The organism is Phyllobacterium sp. UNC302MFCol5.2 (assembly GCF_000686005.1).
Classification (GTDB): domain Bacteria; phylum Pseudomonadota; class Alphaproteobacteria; order Rhizobiales; family Rhizobiaceae; genus Phyllobacterium; species Phyllobacterium pellucidum.
The window spans coordinates 1718645-1737542 of the sequence record NZ_JMLL01000010.1 but is presented as its reverse complement, the minus strand read 5'-3'; the positions used below and the strand labels follow the sequence as shown (position 1 = coordinate 1737542).

At 59.6% G+C, this 18898-nt stretch carries 18 protein-coding genes; 9 read left to right on the top strand and 9 right to left on the bottom strand.

Going from position 1 to position 18898, the window contains the following annotated elements:
- Window positions 1–158: 158 nt before the first annotated feature.
- From BR48_RS0110440 to BR48_RS0110430, 3 genes are all read right to left on the bottom strand, one after another.
- Entirely contained in the window at window positions 159–1799 is a 1641-nt protein-coding gene (locus tag BR48_RS0110440; protein WP_027231256.1) for an acyl-CoA synthetase, read from the bottom strand.
- 124 nt (window positions 1800–1923) lie between these two features.
- On the bottom strand, window positions 1924–3117 hold the full coding sequence (opgC, locus tag BR48_RS0110435) for an OpgC domain-containing protein (protein WP_027231255.1): 1194 nt from the start codon (window positions 3115–3117) through the stop codon (window positions 1924–1926).
- 134 nt (window positions 3118–3251) lie between these two features.
- Window positions 3252–4019, bottom strand: a complete 768-nt coding sequence (locus tag BR48_RS0110430; RefSeq protein ID WP_027231254.1) for a sulfite exporter TauE/SafE family protein — start codon at window positions 4017–4019, stop codon at window positions 3252–3254.
- Between the two features lie 240 nt (window positions 4020–4259).
- Between BR48_RS0110430 and BR48_RS0110425 the strand changes: the two genes are divergently transcribed.
- From BR48_RS0110425 to BR48_RS0110395, 7 genes are all read left to right on the top strand, one after another.
- The gene (locus BR48_RS0110425; protein ID WP_027231253.1) at window positions 4260–4916 is read left to right on the top strand and encodes a thiamine phosphate synthase; all 657 of its coding nucleotides are present in this window, start codon (window positions 4260–4262) and stop codon (window positions 4914–4916) included.
- A gap of 5 nt (window positions 4917–4921) precedes the next feature.
- Window positions 4922–6022 carry a tetratricopeptide repeat protein gene (locus BR48_RS24285; RefSeq protein WP_081815815.1) on the top strand — a complete coding sequence of 367 codons (1101 nt, stop codon included), beginning with the start codon at window positions 4922–4924 and terminating at the stop codon, window positions 6020–6022.
- A gap of 106 nt (window positions 6023–6128) precedes the next feature.
- Window positions 6129–7292, top strand: a complete 1164-nt coding sequence (locus tag BR48_RS0110415) for a M20 aminoacylase family protein (RefSeq protein ID WP_027231252.1) — start codon at window positions 6129–6131, stop codon at window positions 7290–7292.
- Between the two features lie 147 nt (window positions 7293–7439).
- Window positions 7440–8003: an elongation factor P gene (gene efp / locus BR48_RS0110410; RefSeq protein ID WP_027231251.1), complete on the top strand. Its 564-nt coding sequence runs from the start codon at window positions 7440–7442 to the stop codon at window positions 8001–8003.
- 62 nt (window positions 8004–8065) lie between these two features.
- Window positions 8066–8857: an inositol monophosphatase family protein gene (locus BR48_RS0110405; RefSeq protein ID WP_027231250.1), complete on the top strand. Its 792-nt coding sequence runs from the start codon at window positions 8066–8068 to the stop codon at window positions 8855–8857.
- Window positions 8858–9242: 385 nt separating this feature from the next.
- On the top strand, window positions 9243–10265 hold the full coding sequence (locus tag BR48_RS0110400) for a MotA/TolQ/ExbB proton channel family protein (protein ID WP_027231249.1): 1023 nt from the start codon (window positions 9243–9245) through the stop codon (window positions 10263–10265).
- Between the two features lie 2 nt (window positions 10266–10267).
- The gene (locus tag BR48_RS0110395) at window positions 10268–11299 is read left to right on the top strand and encodes a peptidoglycan -binding protein (RefSeq protein WP_027231248.1); all 1032 of its coding nucleotides are present in this window, start codon (window positions 10268–10270) and stop codon (window positions 11297–11299) included.
- A 47-nt stretch (window positions 11300–11346) separates the two neighbouring features.
- Here the strand turns inward: BR48_RS0110395 and BR48_RS0110390 are convergent, their stop codons facing one another.
- Window positions 11347–13152 carry an ABC transporter transmembrane domain-containing protein gene (locus BR48_RS0110390; protein WP_027231247.1) on the bottom strand — a complete coding sequence of 602 codons (1806 nt, stop codon included), beginning with the start codon at window positions 13150–13152 and terminating at the stop codon, window positions 11347–11349.
- A gap of 204 nt (window positions 13153–13356) precedes the next feature.
- Here BR48_RS0110390 and rpmE point away from each other — a divergent pair, with 204 nt between their 5' ends.
- Together rpmE and BR48_RS0110380 are read left to right on the top strand one after the other, a co-directional pair.
- Complete coding sequence (gene rpmE / locus BR48_RS0110385; protein ID WP_027231246.1) at window positions 13357–13578, top strand: 50S ribosomal protein L31; 222 nt, start codon at window positions 13357–13359, stop codon at window positions 13576–13578.
- 161 nt (window positions 13579–13739) lie between these two features.
- Complete coding sequence (locus BR48_RS0110380; protein WP_027231245.1) at window positions 13740–15164, top strand: APC family permease; 1425 nt, start codon at window positions 13740–13742, stop codon at window positions 15162–15164.
- A 61-nt stretch (window positions 15165–15225) separates the two neighbouring features.
- Here BR48_RS0110380 and BR48_RS0110375 read toward each other — a convergent pair whose 3' ends face one another.
- From BR48_RS0110375 to BR48_RS0110355, 5 genes are all read right to left on the bottom strand, one after another.
- Window positions 15226–15975: a YebC/PmpR family DNA-binding transcriptional regulator gene (locus BR48_RS0110375; protein ID WP_027231244.1), complete on the bottom strand. Its 750-nt coding sequence runs from the start codon at window positions 15973–15975 to the stop codon at window positions 15226–15228.
- A gap of 165 nt (window positions 15976–16140) precedes the next feature.
- The gene (locus BR48_RS0110370; protein ID WP_027231243.1) at window positions 16141–16563 is read right to left on the bottom strand and encodes a DUF1284 domain-containing protein; all 423 of its coding nucleotides are present in this window, start codon (window positions 16561–16563) and stop codon (window positions 16141–16143) included.
- Window positions 16560–17138 (bottom strand): biotin transporter BioY, encoded by a 579-nt coding sequence (locus BR48_RS0110365; RefSeq protein ID WP_036813667.1) that lies wholly within the window; start codon window positions 17136–17138, stop codon window positions 16560–16562. Before BR48_RS0110365 ends, BR48_RS0110370 begins: the two co-directional genes overlap by 4 nt.
- 50 nt (window positions 17139–17188) lie before the next feature.
- Window positions 17189–17935 carry a TerC family protein gene (locus BR48_RS0110360; RefSeq protein WP_027231241.1) on the bottom strand — a complete coding sequence of 249 codons (747 nt, stop codon included), beginning with the start codon at window positions 17933–17935 and terminating at the stop codon, window positions 17189–17191.
- 108 nt (window positions 17936–18043) lie between these two features.
- Window positions 18044–18868 carry a TIGR00282 family metallophosphoesterase gene (locus tag BR48_RS0110355; RefSeq protein ID WP_027231240.1) on the bottom strand — a complete coding sequence of 275 codons (825 nt, stop codon included), beginning with the start codon at window positions 18866–18868 and terminating at the stop codon, window positions 18044–18046.
- Window positions 18869–18898 lie beyond the last annotated feature (30 nt).

The following is an 18898-nucleotide window of genomic DNA, read 5'->3' as shown; positions in this document are numbered from 1 at the left end:
GATCAAGGATGACGGAGGAGATGGTGTTGGACGTGGATCGGTAGCAGAACGTCCGCCACGCTCATCGTTGATAGCTGGTCACCTCTGTCGCCAACAGGGCTTTAGTTTGACGTTAGCCACTCCACTGCATCCTCGGGCTCTTGCCCCAGGCATCCAACCTAAAGCGCCCTAGCCCGCTTGCGCAGCTCGAACTTCTGGATCTTGCCGGTCGAGGTCTTCGGAATCGGCTCGAACAGCACATTGCGCGGGCATTTGAACTTGGCCAACAACGTGCGGCAATGGGCAATGATCTCGGCCTCGCTCGCCGCATGGCCTGGTTTCAGTTCAACGAAGGCGAGTGGGGTTTCGCCCCATTTATCGTCAGGCCGTGCGACCACCGCGCAGGCGCCGACGGCCGGGAACTTGTAGAGTGCGTCTTCGACTTCGATCGAGGAAATATTCTCGCCGCCTGAAATAATGATGTCCTTCGATCGGTCCTTCAGCTGGATGTAGCCGTCCGCATGCATCACGCCGAGATCGCCGGAATGGAACCAGCCGCCCGCGAAAGCCTCGTCGCTTGCCGCCCGGTTCTTCAGATAGCCCTTCATGACGATGTTGCCGCGGAACATGACCTCGCCGATGGTCTCGCCGTCAGGCGGCACCGGCTGCAGCGTTTCCGGATCGAGCACCGCCAAATCTTCCAGCGCCGCGTAGCGGACGCCCTGCCGCGCCTTCTTGGCGGTACGCAGAGAAAAATCGAGCGCATCCCACTCGTCCTGCCACTCATTGACAACGGCCGGACCATAAGTCTCGGTCAGCCCATAGAGATGGGTGACGGCAAAGCCGGCTTCCGCCATGCCCGCCAGGATCGACTCGGGCGGCGGCGCAGCCGCGGTGTTGAAGGTGACCGTCTGTGGAAATGACCGCTTGTCCTGGTCCTTCACGTTGATCAGCGTCGACATGACGATGGGCGCCCCGCAAAGATGAGTCACGCCGTAGTCTGCGATGGCATCATAGATCTGCCTGGCGCGCACCCAGCGCAGACAGATATGCGTGCCGAACTGCAGCGCCAGCGTCCAAGGGAAGCACCAGCCGTTGCAATGGAACATAGGTAAGGTCCACAGATAGACCGGATAACGTCCCATTCCCGAAGCGATGATATTGCCATAGCCCATCAGCGCCGCACCACGATGGTGATAAACCACGCCTTTCGGATTTCCCGTCGTGCCGGACGTGTAGTTGAGCGTGATGGCATCCCACTCGTCATCGGGCTTCGACCATGCGAATTCAGGATCGCCGGAATCGACAAAGGCACCGTAGTCCATCCCGCCCAATGGTTCGCCTTGGGGATAGGGCGCATCGGCCGGGTACTCGGCATCGACGAAGTCGATCACGATCGGCTTGACCGCGGCAAGCTTGAGCGCCTCGCGAAAGACATCGGCAAATTCGCTATCGACGATGGCAACCCTGGTTTCCGCATGATCGAGCTGGAACGCGATCACCGCTGCATCGAGCCGCGTGTTGAGCGAGTGCAGCACGGCCTGCGTCATCGGAACGCCGAAATGGGCTTCAAGCATCGGGGGCGTATTGGAAAGCATGACGCTCACGGTATCGCCTTTGCCAATGCCAAGCCGCGACAGTGCCGATGCGAGCTGGCGCGTGCGCCGATAGAACGTGCCGTAATCGATGCGCTGGGCCCCGTGAATGATTGCCGGTCGGTCGGGATAGACGCACGCCGCCCTTTCGAGAAAGGAAAGCGGCGTCAGCGGCTGATGGTTGGCCGCGTTGCGCTCAAGATCACGATCGAAGATTCCGCCCATACACGCCTCCCAACGCGATAGCTCCCAAACTCAAGCTACAGCGATTTGATTGGCGGAGAAAGGACCGATGGCATTCGGCTCAAGTCCTGTCTTCGGGCCTGGCCCGAAGACCCATTGCTCATACTCAGGCAGAACGCGCCGTTGCCGGCTCCATGGCCCCGGCCGGCATGGACTTGCCGGCCATGACGGGCTTGGTCTTTTCCGCCTTCTGGACGGGACGCCCACCCCAGCCGAGCCGTGGCAGCCACTCGAGATAATAGGCAAGCGCGAACTGAGCCATGATGCCGCTGGCGATCAGCAGCGTATCGTCGAGAAGCCCGCCAGGATTCATGACCTTTACGACCTGAGCAACCATCGCAAGGATTGTGCCCGCTACGAAGACCGGCAGCGAGTGCTTGCCGAGAATGGCGAGCGGGTGATCGGCGGATGTGCGGGCGAGATTCGAGATCGCCGGTACCGAGACGATGACATAGGCGAGCGCCAGAACATGCGCGAGGCGTGTCAGCGACAGGAAGGTCTTGTCGAAACCGGTGACGACCATCGGCAGGCCCAGCGACGTGTCGATGCCCCAGAGCGGCCACCGCACCCAGAATAGCGCGACCAGAATATATGCCACTGACAGGCCGAACAGGTATTTGTTGAAGGCGATCGTGCTGCCGCGGCGAACATGCATGATGCCAGCCATCCCCACTACGAACAGGAACTGCCATGACAGAGGGTTAAGGAACCAGACGCCGTCGGTCGGATAATTGGGCGGCGCGATCTGGTAAACGCCGGACACCAGCCACAGCAAGCCGGAGGCGCCGACAAGGAGGGCAAGGCTATATTGCGCAATCACCAGGAACAGCGGCAGCATCAAAAGCAACACGCCATACATGGATAGAATATTGTTGTAGCCAAGCTGATGGCCCATCGTGGCAAGCCCGATCAGCGCCTTTGCCGGCTGATCCATCAGGGGACCGATATTGATGAACGACATGAATTCCGGACGCTGCAGGTAAATGCCCGCCGCGCAGAAAATCGCGAGCGTCGCGATCGTCGTCAGAATATGGGTGCTATAAAGGGTTGCTGCCCGCCGCCACGCCTTCAGTGTCATCAGGAAACGGTTGCCGGGTTCGAACTTCGAGCCATAGGCAAGGCCGACGGCAATACCCGAGATCAGGACGAAAGCCTCGGCGGAATCGGAGAAGCCAAAGTTCTTGTGCGTGAGATTCTCATAGACCGTGCCTGGCACGTGATTGATGAAAATCGTCAACAGGGCAAGCGCTCTGAAAACATCGATACGGGTATCCCGCTGTTTCAGCTGAATCTGTGTCATGGCCTTCCCGTATTCCGATATGCAAGGTTGAATTTTACACGCCGCCGATCGGCGCGAGTGAGGCGTATGAATGTGGTGATTAATGTTGACATAGGACAAAAGTTGCGTTTCGGCTGATCAACTTTCGTTGAAAATTATAACAAACTGACCACGCCGTCATAGGTCAGCTTCAGTCCCATCAGCAAAATCATGATGTACATGAAGGGGTAGAAAATCTCCGGCCGCATGCGCTTGACGATCCAGGCGCCAGCGAATGTTGCAAGCGGCGCCAGCGGCAAAAGCACTGCCGAAGCCCTGAGATTTGCGGTGTCGAACTGCCCGAGCGCGAAATAGGGAATGACCTTCACGGCGTTGACAATCGCAAAGAAAATGACGCTCGTTCCATTATAAACTTTGGGATCCTGGCGCAGGGGCAGTGCATAGACCTGATAGGGCGGACCGCCCGCATGAGCGACGAAACTTGTGAAGCCGGCGAGTGTCGACCACAGCGTCGCACTCGCCGCATTGTGGGGCTGCGCCGTCGCTCGCTTTGCCGCACTGGTAAGCATGTAGCGGGCGAAAAAGATGATGGCGATGGCCCCGACAATGAGCTTGACCATGTCGTCCGTGACGATGGACGCGGTGAGCCAACCGATGCCAATGCCGACAAATGCGCCCGGCAGCATGAGCTTCAGCGTCTGGTTGTCGCGGTAGCCGCGCCATGACCAGAGGCTTGCGACATCCATGACGATGAGGATCGGCAACATGATCGCTGCCGCCTGCACCGGCGGCATCACCAGAGCCATCAGCGGCACGCCGACCTGCCCCATCGCCCCACCAAGACCGCCCTTCGACAAGCCGATCAGGATCGTTGCCGGAACGGCGGCAGCATAGAACCATGGGTTCATCAAGAGGTCGGGCATGTCAGGAAATCCGGCGGATGGGCGTAAATCTGTGTAACCCCGCACGTCGCGGTTGAGAAACGATTTTTGGAATTGTGCCCCGATTTCGATACACCGGCGCTTAACCCGCCTATGGCAACATGCCCATGAAGGCCGGGAGGACTGTTCAAACCGACTGCCTTCCTTTATGCCCCAATTTGATCACGAGCACTCGCTTTATGGGTGCGCCCAATGCATTCGAGAACGAAACAGGTTGCAGCCATGAACACCAAAACAACGCCCGAACGCTGCCGAATCGTTCTGATCGCTCCGCCAGCGGCCAGCGCCGAAGAACTTGTGAGGATTCTCGCATCAGCTTTATCGGGCGGCGATGTGGCCTCGGTCCTTCTTCCGCCCTATGATGTCGACGAAGCCCAATTCCAGACGCTTGCCGAAGCCGCGGTGCCGGTGATCCAGAACGCGGGCGCTGCTGCGATCATCGTCGGGAACACGCAGGTTGCGGGACGCGTGAAGGCCGACGGCCTGCATATCGAAGGCCCTGCCACCGCCATTGCCGATGCCGTGTCGCGCTTCTCTCCAAAGCTCATCGTTGGCACCGGCAACGTCAAGAACCGCCACACGGCGCTTGAGATGGGCGAAGCCCAGCCGGATTATGTACTCTTCGGCAAAATCGGCGCGGATACCAAGCCCGAGGCGCATCCACGCAATATCGAGCTTGCCGACTGGTGGGCGGGGATGATCGAGATCCCCTGCATCATCCAGGCGGGCAACAATCTCGAAAGCATTGTCGACGCCGTTTCGACCGGCGCGGAATTCATTGCCCTTGGTGCCGCCATATTTGAAGGAAACAACCCGGAATCGGCAATCCGGGAAGCCAACAGGCTCCTCGACCAGCACGCGCCGAGATTCGAGGAATGAGATTTATGGGAGCAAGGTCGCTAAACCTTATCCGCACGGGCGCAGTGCTTGCCTTTTCAGGCATCGTTACTGGCGCCCCGGCCCAGACGGCGCAGCCCGTGCCGACTGCACCGCCCCCGGCCGAAGCGGTTAAACCTGCCCTTGAAGATCCCAAGCCAGCGCCTTTGCAACAGGAACTTGGCGCACCCGTCACATCCACCAAGCAGGACAGGCCAAAATCGGCCGGTGACAACAATTCGGCCGAGCCTATCAATCCGACCCGATTCGGTCAGGCGCCGGCCGACGACGCCTTTGGCGCTTACCAGCGCGGCCTCTACAAGACTGCCTACAACCTTGCGCTGCCCCGCGCCGAAGCCGGTGACAGCGCTGCACAGGTGCTGCTTGCGGAAATATTGGCGCGTGGCCTTGGAACGCCGGTCAACATGGCAGAATCCGCCAAATGGTATGGCAAGGCCGCCGAGCAGGGCGTACCCGAAGCGCAATTCCGCTATGCAGCCATTCTGCTCCAGGGACGATATGCCCCGAAGGATCCGAAAAAGGCCAAGGAACTGACCAAGGCGGCGGCAGATAAGGGCAATGCCGCAGCGGAGTTCAACTACGGCCAGATCCTCATGCAGGAGCGCCCGGGCTCTGCCGGCATTGAAAATGCCTATCCCTGGTTTCTGAAAGCCGCAGACAAAGGGCTTGCCGATGGCGAATATGCGGTAAGCCAGGTGCTGGCCAATGGAACGCCGACGATTCCGCGCGACATGGCGAAGGCGCGGGAATATCTCATCAAGGCCGCAGTCAAGGGTTACGATACGGCGCAGCTCGACCTCGGTAGCTGGCTCGTCGCCGGGCTCGGTGGTCCGCACGAATACAAGGCTGGCTTCGGCTGGATGCTGCGGGCAGCAACGAGCGGCAATGTCGCCGCCCAGGCGCGGCTTGCAAAGCTCTACCGCGACGGCATCGGCGTCGAGGGCGATTTTATCAAAGCTGCCGCGTGGTACATCGCCGCCAAGCGTGCTGGCCTCAACGATCCCGATCTTGAATCCTTCATGGACGGTCTCGACGACGATCAGAAAAGCCAGGCCATCGCGGAAGCCAACAAGCTGCAATTCCGCTAGAGCCTTGCCTGTTCACATGGAACTGGTCGAATTCATTGCGTTGACGGATCGTACATCCCGGTCGTAGCTTCGCTCCATCCGCATAACCAAGCGATGGGAATTCGAAATGCCACTGATCAACCGTGCTCATGAAATGCAACAACACGTCGCCGAGTGGCGCCGTCATCTGCATGAAAACCCGGAAATCCTCTACGACGTGCATGAGACGTCGCGATTTGTCGCCGAGAAACTGCGAGCGTTCGGCTGTGATACGGTTGAGACCGGGATAGGCCAGACCGGGGTTGTCGGCATCATCCGCGGACGCCATGGCGATGGTCCGGTTCTCGGGTTCCGCGCTGACATGGATGCCCTGCCGATTGCCGAGGAGAGCGGCAAACCATGGGCATCAAAAACACCCGGAAAGATGCATGCCTGCGGTCATGACGGTCACACTGCAATGTTGCTCGGGGCAGCGCAGCACCTTGCCGATACACGCAATTTCAAGGGTTCGATCGCCGTCATCTTCCAGCCGGCCGAAGAGGGTGGCGCCGGTGCCCGTGCAATGATCGACGACGGCATGATGAATCGCTTCGCCATTCGCGAGGTCTACGGCATGCACAACGCCCCCGGGCTGCCCCTTGGTGAATTCGCCACCCGCAAGGGCTCGATCATGGCCGCGACGAACGAATTCGAGATCACGGTAACGGGGCGTAGCGGCCATGCTGCCAAACCGCACTCGGCGATCGATCCGGTGCTGATCGCCGCCCACATCATTATTGCGCTACAGTCCATCGTGTCACGCGAGACCGATCCATTGAAGGCGCTGGTCGTATCCGTGACACAACTCAATGGCGGCGATGCGTCCAATGTCATCCCCGACCGCGTCAAGCTTGGCGGCACGGTGCGCACACTCGTGCCGGAGATCAGGGAACTGGCGAAAAAGCGCGTGACCGAGATTGCCGAAGCCACCGCATCCGTGTTCGGCGGCAAGGCGGACGTCGTCTACCACGACGGATATCCGGTCACCTACAATCATGATCGCGAGACCGACTTTGCCGTTGGCATTGCCCAATCCATCGTCGGCGCAGCGGCCGTAAGCAGCGATATGCCGCCGGTCATGGGCGCGGAGGATTTTTCCTACATGCTGGAAAGTCGCCCGGGCGCCTTCGTCTTCATCGGCAATGGCGACACGCCTGCCCTTCACAATTCAGCCTACGATTTCAACGACGACGCGATCCCCTATGGCATCAGCTATTGGGTTTCGCTGGCCGAAACCGCGCTGGCCGCTTGAGCTGCGACCGATAAGAACAGGGCGCATCCTCAAGCAGTTTGCGCCCTCTCTCTTGCCTATTGTGTGAAATTGTGGTCTTGGAGGCGCCAATATTTGGCCTAGCCGGCGAAATCGGCGCCAAGTTCCAACAACAATCCGGATAGACAAATGAAAATCAACGGGAATGAAATCCGTCCAGGCAACGTGATCGAGCACGACGGCGGCCTTTGGGTTGCGGTCAAGACGAATGCCGTGAAGCCCGGCAAGGGCGGCGCCTACAATCAGGTCGAGCTCAAGAACCTCATTAACGGCACCAAGCTAAATGAGCGCTTCCGTGCCGCCGAGACGGTTGAGAAGGTCCGCCTTGAGCAGAAGGATTTCTCGTTCCTCTACGAACAGGGCGAAGCGCTGATTTTCATGGACACCGACAGCTACGAACAGCTCGAATTGCAGAAGGACTTCGTTGGCGATCGCGCCGCATTCCTGCAGGACGGCATGATGGTTACGGTCGAACTCTATGACGAAAAGCCAATCGGTATCTCGCTCCCGGATCAGGTCACCCTGGCGATCACCGAAGCCGACCCGGTCGTGAAGGGCCAGACGGCAGCATCGTCCTACAAGCCGGCGCTGCTCGAAAATGGCATTCGCGTTCTCGTTCCGCCATTTATTTCGTCGGGCGAGCGCATCGTCGTCGACACCAACGAAATCACCTATATCCGCCGCGCCGACTAAGCCGACCCCGGGTAGCCGGCTCCGCTGGCTTCCCTATTTGATCTTACGGAGACATACCCCGAATGGCGCGTTCAGCGATACTCAATGTAATGGTTCAGGCCGCCATGAAGGCGGGCCGCTCACTGGCGCGCGATTTTGGCGAAGTGCAAAACTTGCAGGTGTCGCTCAAGGGTCCGGGCGACTATGTGAGCCAGGCCGACAAGCGCGCCGAAGAGATCGTCTACGCGGAACTCCGCCGCGCCCGTCCCGACTACAGCTTCCTGATGGAAGAATCCGGCGCGGTTGAAGGCAGCGACGGCCAGCACCGCTGGCTGGTCGATCCGCTCGACGGCACCACCAACTTCCTGCATGGCATTCCAATTTTTGGCGTATCCATCGCCCTCGAACGCCAGGGACAGATCGTTGCCGGCGTGATTTTCAACCCGGCCATGGACGAGCTCTATACTGCCGAGCGTGGTGGCGGGGCATTCCTGAATGATCGCCGCCTGCGCGTTGCCGGCCGCAACAAACTGGTCGATTCCGTCATCGGCACAGGCGTTCCACACCTCGGCCGCGGCCACCATGGCAATTACCTTGTCGAACTGCGCAATATCATGGGCGAGGTTTCCGGCGTGCGCCGCATGGGCGCCGCCGCCCTCGATCTCGCCTATGTGGCCGCCGGCCGCCTTGATGGTTTCTGGGAAAGCGGCCTTTCCCCGTGGGACATCGGCGCCGGCATCATTCTCGTTCGCGAGGCCGGCGGTTTCGTCACCGACTTTGACGGCGGACAGGATGTGGTGGAGAGCAGTTCGATCGTCGCCGGCAACGAAGCCATCCAGAAGGCGCTCGTCAAGGCGCTGAAAAAGCCGATCTAAGGTCGGCAGTTTAAGAAGCGCCCCAGAGGCTGGAGTAGGTGCGTTGTGGCGTGAGGTGGCTACCGTCCGGTAGTCGAGCCTTTTTCCGTGCCGGATGTCGTAACCACATCGAACAGTGAAAAAGCCTTGCTTTGCTTAGGCCATGCCTGTTGCGTGCTCAGGATTAGGGTCGGACCTGTTTAATTTGCCGGGCGTATGAAACGCGGAACCTCTTCAATCTCCGGTACATTTTGTGGAAATACTCTGTTTCCACTATCTCCTCCACCAACCTTGAATTGATGCAGCAATAACAAATTCAAGCGTTACCTCATTGCACCTTCCATTTTCACCTCGATTTCGGTTAGGGTCGCGGCAAATTCGGTTTATGCGACGCGGAGACGATGCGATGGCAGATTTCAGTTCGACCCGCCAGGGTCGGGATGGCGAAGAATACGATCCCTACCGGCTTTCAAGCCCGCGGTTCGTCCTCTTGTCCATGGCAATATTTCTGGCGATCGTAGCATTTCTTGCCGCTATCCTGTTTCGGCAGATCTCGGTGTTCTACGTCACGAACCCGGGCCTCAACAGCCTGATCATCGGCGTACTTGCCATCGGCATCCTTCTGGCCTTCGGCCAGGTCATCCGGCTCTTCCCGGAAGTGCGTTGGGTAAACTCCTTCCGCCGCGGCAACAGCGATCCAAATGCGCATCCCGTCATGCTCGCACCGATGCGCGCCCTCATCGGCCGGCGCCAGTCCATGGCTCTGTCGACCAGCGCCATGCGGTCGATGCTGGATTCCATCGCGGCGCGCCTCGATGAAACCCGCGACATTTCCCGCTATCTGATCGGCCTGCTCGTCTTCCTCGGCCTGCTTGGCACGTTCTGGGGCCTGCTCGAAACGATTGGCTCCATCGGCCAGACCATTCAGTCGCTGGATCCGCGCGCTGGCGACGCGAACAGCGTTCTCGACTCGCTGAAAGCCGGGCTACAATCCCCGTTGCGCGGCATGGGCACCGCTTTTTCGTCCTCTCTCTTCGGTCTTTCCGGATCGTTGATCCTCGGCTTTCTCGACCTGCAGGCCGGGCGGGCGCAAAACCGTTTCTACACAGAGCTTGAAAACTGGCTTTCCAGCGTCACCGACCTCGGCTCGGATCTGCATGCGCTCGACGCCGCCAGCACCGGTACGAGCGACGAACTGCGCGCGCTGGCTGAACGCCTGCAGAATATCCAGGAGAGCGGCGGATCGAGCCAGCGCACCACGGCGGCGCTGGCGAGCCTTGCCGAGGGAATTCAGGGGCTCGTCAAGAACATGCGCTCCGAACAGCAGATGATGCGCGACTGGGTGGAGAAGCAGGCTGACGAACAAAAATCCATCCGCCAGACGTTGGCGAAACTTGGCGATGCCATTGCCCGCGACAAGGCCAACTGAGCATGGGACTCGGTCGCAATCGCAAGGCCATCCGCCACATCGACTACTGGCCGGGCTTCGTCGATGCCCTGTCGACGCTGCTCCTGTCGATCATGTTCCTCCTGTCGGTATTCGTTCTGGCGCAGTTTCTGCTCAGCCAGGAAATCACCGGCAAGGACGCTGTCCTCAATCGCCTCAACGCACAGATCAACGAGTTGACGCAGCTTCTTTCGCTGGAACAGGGCAACAAGCAGGACCTTGAAGATACGATCGCAAACCTGCAGGCGTCCCTCACCAATGCCCAGAGCGAGCAGTCGCGCCTGCAGGCGCTGCTGTCGCAGGGCGCCGGCGCCGGCGCTGCCGCCGAAGGCAAGATCAACGAGCTTTCCACGGGGCTTGAAAACGAAAAGCAGATCAGCGCGCGTGCGCTCTCGCAGGTGGAGATTCTCAACCAGCAGATATCCGCCCTGCGCAAGCAGATCGCAGCACTCGAAGACGCGCTCAATGCGTCGGAGTCCCGCGACAGGGAATCGAATGCCAAGATTGCCGATCTCGGCAAGCGCCTCAACGTCGCCCTCGCCCAGCGTGTCCAGGAGCTCAATCGCTATCGCTCGGATTTCTTTGGCCGGTTGCGGGAGATCCTTTCCGACCGCGAAAACATCCGCATCGTCGGCGACCGCTTTGTCTTCCAGTCGGAAGTCCTGTTTCCGCTCGGGTCGGCTGTCCTCAATCCTGCCGGATCGGAAGAGATGAAGAAGCTTGCCGTCGCCCTGATCGAGCTTCAAAAGGAAATTCCCGACGATATCAACTGGGTGCTGCGCGTCGATGGCCATACCGACAACATTGCGCTGTCGGGCAGCGGCCAGTTCAAGGACAATTGGGAGCTTTCCTCCGCTCGCGCCATTTCGGTCGTCAAGTACTTGATCGCCAACGGCGTCCCGGCAAACCGGCTCGTCGCGGCGGGCTTTGGCGAATTCCAGCCGCTTGAACCCGGCGATTCCACGGAAGTCCGTGCACGCAACCGGCGCATCGAACTGAAGCTCACCGAGCGTTAAGCCAGCTGGAGCACGTACTGCCATTTAAGCAGTGCATGCTCTAAAAGCTATTCGGCAGCGCCCTTGAAGGCGTCGGACCCGGCCTCGAACTGCAACTTGGCGAGGCCGGCATAGAGGCCGTTCTGCTTGACCAGCGTCTGGTGTGTTCCTTCCTCTACGATCCTGCCGTTCTCCATGACGAGAATCCGGTCAGCCCTGAGGACCGTGGCCAGACGGTGCGCGATGACCAGCGTCGTGCGGCCTTCCATCAAGTGGTCGAGCGCCTTCTGCACCAGCATTTCGCTTTCGGCATCAAGCGCCGAGGTCGCTTCGTCAAGCAAAAGGATCGGCGCATCGCGCAAGATGGCGCGGGCAATGGCGATACGCTGACGCTGGCCGCCCGAGAGCGTCACGCCGCGTTCGCCGACTTGCGTGTCGTAACCATGATCGAGCGCCAGAATGAAGTCATGGGCGAGCGCCGATCTCGCGGCGTTCTCGATCTCCTCGGCACTGGCGCCTCGCCGGCCAAAGCCGATATTCTCGCGCACGCTCGTGGCGAAAATTGTCGTGTCCTGCGGCACGATTGCAATGTGCGAACGCAGATCGAGCGGATCGGCCTGACGCAGATCGACGCCGTCGATAGTTATGTTCCCGGAGACCGGATCATAGTAGCGGAGCAGCAGTGAAAACACCGTGCTCTTGCCCGCGCCTGAAGGGCCGACGATTGCGACGGTTTCCCCAGGCGTGATGGCGAAGCTGAGACCCTTCAATGCGGGTGCTGCAGGTCGGCTTGGATAGTTGAAATGGACCTTGTCGAAGACGACGCTGCCAACGGGCGGCTGCGGCAAAGGCACGGGATTCTTCGGAGCCGCAATTGCCGGCTCTTCGGCCAGGATCTCCATCAGCCGCTCCGCCGCTCCCGACGCCTGCGACAATTCCCCCCACACTTCCGATAGAGCACCGAGTGCGCCCGCCGCAAACACCGCGTAGAGCAGGAATTGGCCGAGCGTGCCCGGTGTCATCGCGCCGGAAAGAACGTCGCGCGACCCGAACCAGAGGACTGCGACCACGCTCGAGAAGATCATGAAAATTGCAAAGGCCGTAAGTATCGCCCGCGCCATGACCGAGGCGCGGGCCGCATCGAAGGCATCTTCCACCGATTTCGCAAAGCGGCGCGTTGCTAGCTTTTCATTGGTGAAGGCCTGCAGCGTACGCACGGAAATAATCGATTCACTTGCATAGGCCGTGGCATTCGCCAGCCGGTCCTGCGCGGCCCGCGATCGCCGGCGTACCGAGCGACCAAAGGCAACGAGCGGGATGATGATCAGGGGAATTGCCGCAATCACGAGGCCCGAAAGCTTCGGGCTGGTAATGACCATCATTACGATGGCGCCGAAGGCAAGGATCACGTTGCGCAGGGCAACGGAAGCCGTGGCACCCACGGCAGACTTGATCATCGTCGTATCCGCGGTCAGGCGCGAGACGATCTCGCCCGATTGCGTGCTGTCGAAAAACGCGGGCGAAAGGCGGGTCAGATGCGCGAAGACGTCGTGGCGAAGATCGGAAACGATGCGCTCGCCGAGGGTGATGACGAAGTAGTAGCGTCCCGCCGAGGCAATGGCGAGCAGCGCGGCGAGCACGACCAGCATGCTGAAATACGTATTGATGAAGGCCCCATTCACGTCGGAAAAACCATGGTCGATCATGCGGCGTACGGCGAGCGGCAGCGTCAACGTCGTTACGGCAGCGATGACAAGCGAAACCAGCGCACCGGCAATCATGCCCTTGTAGCGGGCCATATATGGGAAGACCCGGCGTAGCGGCTTCAACGAGCGCCGCTTTCTTTCCGCTTCTTCGAGAGCCAGATCGGCCATACTTGCTTGTTCCTCGTATCGGCTATGCGACTTTGCCGCCAGACGGCCTTGTTATTGCTTAAAGGCTGATGTATAGGCTCGCCAACAGTTTTGGAAGCCCACGGCCCTGTGACGTTTGGCTTCATCTCTACCAATCGGCTCCGGACCGGCTTGCCACATCGCTCGTGGCTCCAGTTTTGCGCCCTCTAGTTTAGGACAAGAAAGATGAAAGCCAAGATTCATCCCGACTATCACACGATCAAGGTCGTCATGACCGACGGCACCGAGTACCTGACGCGCTCCACCTGGGGCAAGGAAGGCGACACGATGAACCTCGACATCGACCCCACCACGCATCCGGCATGGACCGGCGGTTCGCAGCAGCTGACCGACCGTGGCGGCCGCGTTTCGAAGTTCAAGAACCGCTTCGCCAACCTCGGCATATAATATTTCCCATCCAACGGGATTTAAAAAACGGCCTCGCCAAGCGCGGGGCCGTTTTTCTTTTGTCGCGCGGCAAATATGGGGCTCGGCGAATTTGACAAGGACTTGATTCGCCAATAGCTTTTTCGCAACACCCCAGCCGACTTCAAAGGGAGGACTGCCCGATGACCGACGTAACAACAGGTGTAGGAACCGCATCGGCCACTCCGGTCGAGCCAAGTCTACACCGGGTCATGGGACCCTGGCTGCTGCTTCTCTTCATCGTCGGCGATATTCTCGGCACCGGCATATATGCGCTCACGGGGCAGGTCGCGAAGCAGGTCGGCGGTGTCGTTTGGCTGCCTTTTCTTATTGCCTTCATCGTCGCTGTCGTGACGGCGCTGAGCTACCTTGAACTCGTCACGAAGTTTCCGAAAGCGGCGGGGGCTGCGCTCTATACGCATAAAGCCTTCGGCATTCATTTCATCACCTTCATCGTCGCATTCACCGTCATGTGCTCGGGTATCACCTCGGCATCGACAGCCTCGCGCGCCTTCGCCGCCAATCTCTCCGGCGCATTCCAGCTCAATCTCGAAAGCGGGATTGGCATTTCGCTCGTGGCCCTCGCCTTCATGGCCGTGGTCGCCGCAGTCAACTTCCGCGGTGTCGGCGAGAGTGTGAAGGCCAATGTCGTACTGACCGTCGTAGAACTCACCGGTCTTTTGATCATTATCTTCATCGGCCTGATGGCGATTACCGCAGGACAGGGCGATGTCTCGCGCATCACGCAATTTGCCACAGCACCTGATTCAAGCGTGTTCTGGTCGGTCATGGCAGCGACCACACTTGCCTTTTTCGCCATGGTCGGGTTCGAGGATTCCGTCAACATGGCCGAGGAATGCAAAAATCCGACCCGGATATTCCCGAAGGTGCTGCTTGCCGGTCTCTTCATCACCGGCATCATCTACGTTCTCGTCTCGATATCGGCAATCACTCTCGTCCCACCGGCAGAACTTGGCGAAGGCGAGACGCCGCTCCTCAAAGTGGTGCAGGCGGGTGCACCGAATTTCCCGCTTTGGATATTCGGCTTCATCACCATGTTTGCCGTTGCCAACAGCGCGCTCATCAACATGCTCATGGCTAGCCGCCTCGTTTATGGCATGAGCCGGGAGCATGTCTTGCCGCCGCTCTTCGGCAAGGTGCATCCGGCGCGCCGCACGCCCTATCTTGCCATCGCCTTCACGACGCTTCTCGCATTCGGGCTGATCATGTTTGTCGGCGAGGTGCCGGCGCTCGGCGGCACGACGGCACTGCTCCTCCTCTTCGTCTTCACCATCGTCAATATCGCGGTGCTCATCCTGCGGCGCGAGACCGTGGACCACGATCATTTCCGCACGCCGACCTTTCTGCCCGTCGTCGGCGCCATCTCATGCGCTTTCTTCGCCGGCCCATGGACCGGGCGCGATCCTGTTCAATACAAGATCGCCGGCATTCTCATCGGGGTCGGTGTTGCCCTGTGGGTGATCACGGTCCTCATAAACCGCGCAACCGGCGTCAAGCCCGTGGAACCCACCATGGAGACCCTCGGCGGCGACGGCCCCATGAACTGACAAACAAAAATCCCGCCAGCCTTGCGGCTGACGGGATCTGATTGTTGCACTGAAAACGCGATCAGGCCGCACTGAGCTTGGCCAGAACCTCGTCGCTCACTTCGAAATTGGCATAGACGTTCTGAACGTCGTCATCATCGTCGAGCGTCGCGAGAAGGCGCAGAACCGACTGTGCTTTCTCTTCGTCGACCGGCGCCATGGTCTGCGGCTTCCAGATCGCCTTCACGGACTCTGCTTCACCAAGGGCACTTTCCAGCGCCTTGGAAACTTCGCCGATGTCCTCAAAGGCGCACAGGATGACATGGCCGTCCTCGTCGCTCGAAACGTCATCGGCGCCGGCCTCGATCGCGGCTTCCATGACCTTGTCGGCGCTGCCGGCTTCCGGCTTGTAGGTGATTTCTCCGACGCGATTGAACATGAAGCCCACCGAGCCGGTTTCACCCATGGCGCCGCCCGCCTTGGTGAAGGCAGCACGAACATTGGAGGCCGTGCGGTTGCGGTTGTCCGTCAGTGCCTCGACGATCACGGCAACGCCGCCCGGGCCATAGCCCTCGTAGCGGACTTCCTCGTAATTGTCGCCTTCGCCACCGGCGGCCTTCTTGATGGCGCGCTCGATATTGTCCTTCGGCATGGACTGCGCCCGGGCATTCTGCACGGCCAGACGCAGGCGCGGGTTCATTGTCGGGTCAGGCAGACCCTGTTTGGCAGCGACGGTGATTTCGCGCCCGAGCTTGGAGAAGATTTTCGACCGAACGGCGTCCTGGCGCCCTTTGCGGTGCATGATGTTCTTAAATTGTGAATGGCCTGCCATGGCACCCCTGCGTGCTTTGCTACGTTTGCTGATGTTTCACGTCAGGGCCCTGCAATTTGACGCTGCGGGCTGCACCTAGCGGAAAACATGCTGCTGGAATGGCGCCCTTATAGGGAAAATCCTATCGCGCGTCCAGCCACACTAAGAGCAAAGCTTGCATCCGGATTATCGTGTCAGCCGCACGCCGGGAAAGTTAGTCCGCGAAATGTCCGAGCAGAGGTCGACCCACTCGCAACCACCACACGCGTCGCGCGTCCTGCCCTTTTTGAACTCCCGGCGAAATGTCGAAAGCAGGGCAGCATCGAGTTCGATCGTGTCGCCGTTTTTCACTTGCCGCCCCAGCAATCTGCTCACTGCCGCAGCGGCTTTGGCATCGCGCTCGCGAACACTGTCCCATAGGCAATGCGGATCTGCATCGCCAAGCAGAGGGGCGCAGATATCGTCCGGCCCCTCGCCCAGTTCTATGGTTTCGCCCGCCACAAGTCGCTTGATGACCTCGTCATAATTGGCGGTGAACGCCTCGCTATAGCCCCTGCCGACATAGGTCAGCATGCACAGGAGATGGTGCGGGCGAAGCCTGACCGTCAACCGAGGCGAACCATGACCCCTGAGCGGCGCAAGGCTTCAATAACGGCGGCTGCCAAAGCCGACTTCAGAATGCCGCCGACGATGAACGGTGCGACGCCCGATACCCATGCGGTTTCAAGGCCGAAAAGGTGGACGAGCCAGGAAGCGCCGAGCACGAGGCACAATGCATTGCCGAGAAGCATGACCGCGAAGGACGACCACGGATTGCGGGTCAGACCGCGCTCGGCGAGATAGCCGACAAACGCCGCAACGACCGGGAACGCGAAGAGATAGCCAGCGGTAGGACCGACGAAGGGTGCCAGCCCGAATGCGCCGCCGGCGAGAACCGGCATGCCCATCATGGCTTCAATCAGCCAGGCGATGACCGTGAGGCCGCCGAGACGCCAACCGTAAAGGGCGCCCACCATCGTGACCGCAAAGGTCTGCATGGTTACCGGTACCGGGATCATCGGCACCGATGCCCAGGAGCTGACGGCAAGGAAGGCCGTACCTATCAGGACAGCGAGCGCCTTAAAGACCAGCGGCCGGTTGGCGAGCTTCAGCGGAACGAAAGCTTCGGTAAGTGTCGTATTCATCAACGTTCAGTCCTTGTTGTCAGAAAATTCCGGATCAGCATGGAGAAAGGTCAGTGGCTCTTCTTCCTCCTTCGCCGCGCCAGCATGTTAAGCGCTTCGACGAGAGCCGAGAAGCCCATTGCCGCATAAATGTAGCCTTTCGGTACATGGAAACCAAACCCGTCGGCGATAAGCGTCATGCCTATCATCAGGAGGAATCCGAGGGCAAGCATGACTATAGTCGGATTGGCGGCAATGAACCGCGACAAGGGCTCGGCTGCGAGCAGCATCACAGTAACCGCCGCCAGAACCGCGATGACCATGATGGCAATCTCGTCGGTCATACCGACCGCCGTGATGATCGAATCCACCGAGAAGACGAGATCGAGCAAAAGTATCTGCATAATCGCCGCGCCCATGGAAAGAGTTACGGTCTTGCCGATGACATCTTCCTTGGCATCTTCATGATCGACCGTATGGTGAATTTCCTTCGTCGCCTTCCAGACAAGAAAGAGACCGCCGGCGATCAGGATGAGATCCCGCCAGGAAAAACCATGTCCGAAGGCTTCGAAGACAGGTTCCGTCAACTGCACGATGATCGAAATCGTAAACAGCAGCACCAGGCGCAAGATCAGCGCAGCGCTGATGCCAAGGCGACGGGCCCGGGCCTGCTGCTCTTTCGGCAATTTATTGGTCAGAATTGAAATGAAGATGAGATTGTCGATACCGAGGACGACTTCCATCACCACAAGCGTGACAAGGGCAATGAGGCCCTCGGGCCGATAGATGAAATCGAAATGGGAAAGTAGCGCTTCCATGGGGGTCGTTCCTGTGTTGCTGTTGGCCCGGATGGTGCAAAATCAAGATAATAGATGTTCTGAAGTCTAGTGGATGCGCAGGTGGTGTTGGCACCTCGCAAGATCAACTCATTTCCAGAAGGAGGGGATCGTCTCCTCGAGGCGCGGCCCTATGCGCAGCGGCGCGATTTTCTCGGCAAGGCCGGTCCTGTCTGAAATTTCGACACCGACGCCGCAAATCGTCGCCTTGCCGCTTGCCGCCTCGAAACGTCCTTTCGGCACTTTGGAGAGGAAGCGGTTGAGCGGTTCCTCCTTGTCCATGCCGAGGGAGGAATCGTAATCGCCGCACATGCCGGCGTCGGACATATAGGCAGTGCCGCCATTGAGAATCTGCGCATCCGCCGTCGGCACGTGGGTGTGCGTCCCGACGACGAAGCTCGCGCGGCCATCGACGAAATGGCCGAAGCACTGTTTCTCGCTCGTCGCCTCGGCATGAAAGTCGAATACCGCCGCATCGGCCTGTTCGCCGAGCGGGCAGGCAGCAAGGATTTCCTCGGCGATGGTAAAGGGATCATGCAGGTCCGGATGCATGAACACCCGGCCCATGATATTGGCGACAAGGATGCGGGCGCCGTTCTTTGCGATGAAAAGTCCCGACCCCTTGCCCGCCGTTCCGAGTGGAAAATTCGCGGGCCGCAGGAAGCGCTCTTCGCGTGCGGCAAAGACCAATGCCTCGCGCTGGTCCCAGACGTGATTGCCGGTGGTGACGACGTCCGCGCCGGCATTGATCGTATCGTGGAAGATTTCTTCAGTGATGCCGAAGCCGCCCGCGGCGTTCTCGCCGTTGACGATGGTGAAATCGAGCTTGAGGTCGGATATAAGGCCGGGCAACTGTTCGTACACAGCTGTTCGCCCCGACCGGCCCACCATATCACCTAGAAAAAGTAATCTCACTTACACATCCCGGGTCGGCCGCCACCCTTG

Coding starts and splice junctions, on each gene's coding strand:
- BR48_RS0110440 (WP_027231256.1), bottom strand. CDS start 1,799: ATGGGCGGAATCTTCGATCGTGATCTTGAGCGCAACGCGGCCAACCAT.
- opgC (WP_027231255.1), bottom strand. CDS start 3,117: ATGACACAGATTCAGCTGAAACAGCGGGATACCCGTATCGATGTTTTC.
- BR48_RS0110430 (WP_027231254.1), bottom strand. CDS start 4,019: ATGCCCGACCTCTTGATGAACCCATGGTTCTATGCTGCCGCCGTTCCG.
- BR48_RS0110425 (WP_027231253.1), top strand. CDS start 4,260: ATGAACACCAAAACAACGCCCGAACGCTGCCGAATCGTTCTGATCGCT.
- BR48_RS24285 (WP_081815815.1), top strand. CDS start 4,922: ATGGGAGCAAGGTCGCTAAACCTTATCCGCACGGGCGCAGTGCTTGCC.
- BR48_RS0110415 (WP_027231252.1), top strand. CDS start 6,129: ATGCCACTGATCAACCGTGCTCATGAAATGCAACAACACGTCGCCGAG.
- efp (WP_027231251.1), top strand. CDS start 7,440: ATGAAAATCAACGGGAATGAAATCCGTCCAGGCAACGTGATCGAGCAC.
- BR48_RS0110405 (WP_027231250.1), top strand. CDS start 8,066: ATGGCGCGTTCAGCGATACTCAATGTAATGGTTCAGGCCGCCATGAAG.
- BR48_RS0110400 (WP_027231249.1), top strand. CDS start 9,243: ATGGCAGATTTCAGTTCGACCCGCCAGGGTCGGGATGGCGAAGAATAC.
- BR48_RS0110395 (WP_027231248.1), top strand. CDS start 10,268: ATGGGACTCGGTCGCAATCGCAAGGCCATCCGCCACATCGACTACTGG.
- BR48_RS0110390 (WP_027231247.1), bottom strand. CDS start 13,152: ATGGCCGATCTGGCTCTCGAAGAAGCGGAAAGAAAGCGGCGCTCGTTG.
- rpmE (WP_027231246.1), top strand. CDS start 13,357: ATGAAAGCCAAGATTCATCCCGACTATCACACGATCAAGGTCGTCATG.
- BR48_RS0110380 (WP_027231245.1), top strand. CDS start 13,740: ATGACCGACGTAACAACAGGTGTAGGAACCGCATCGGCCACTCCGGTC.
- BR48_RS0110375 (WP_027231244.1), bottom strand. CDS start 15,975: ATGGCAGGCCATTCACAATTTAAGAACATCATGCACCGCAAAGGGCGC.
- BR48_RS0110365 (WP_036813667.1), bottom strand. CDS start 17,138: ATGAATACGACACTTACCGAAGCTTTCGTTCCGCTGAAGCTCGCCAAC.
- BR48_RS0110360 (WP_027231241.1), bottom strand. CDS start 17,935: ATGGAAGCGCTACTTTCCCATTTCGATTTCATCTATCGGCCCGAGGGC.